This window comes from Halomonas sp. ND22Bw (genome assembly GCF_003011945.1).
Lineage (GTDB): Bacteria > Pseudomonadota > Gammaproteobacteria > Pseudomonadales > Halomonadaceae > Halomonas > Halomonas halophila.
The window spans coordinates 1-240 of record NZ_PXWD01001663.1; the positions used below are offsets into that span (position 1 = coordinate 1).

The following is a 240-nucleotide window of genomic DNA, read 5'->3' on the forward strand; positions in this document are numbered from 1 at the left end:
AAGTCGTGCCACTTCTCAGAGGGATACTGGCTGGTAATCAGCAATGAGCCTGAGCGCATTCGACGGTCGGCGACATCCAGCAGCACCTGCGCAGCCACGGGCGTCATCTCTCCAATGCCGAAGTCATCGAGGATCAGCAGGCTGGGTTTGTAGAGCGCGGCCTTCAGCTTCGGCAGTGAGGCGTCCAGCACCGACTCAGAGATCGCGCCGTACAGGTCGCTGACCCGATGAAACGCCGCC

At 61.2% G+C, this 240-nt stretch carries 1 protein-coding gene; it reads right to left on the reverse strand.

Annotation, left to right across the window (positions count from 1 at the left end):
* The coding region (locus CVH10_RS23920; RefSeq protein ID WP_181244747.1) for an ATP-binding protein at positions 1-240 on the reverse strand (240 nt) is incomplete at both ends.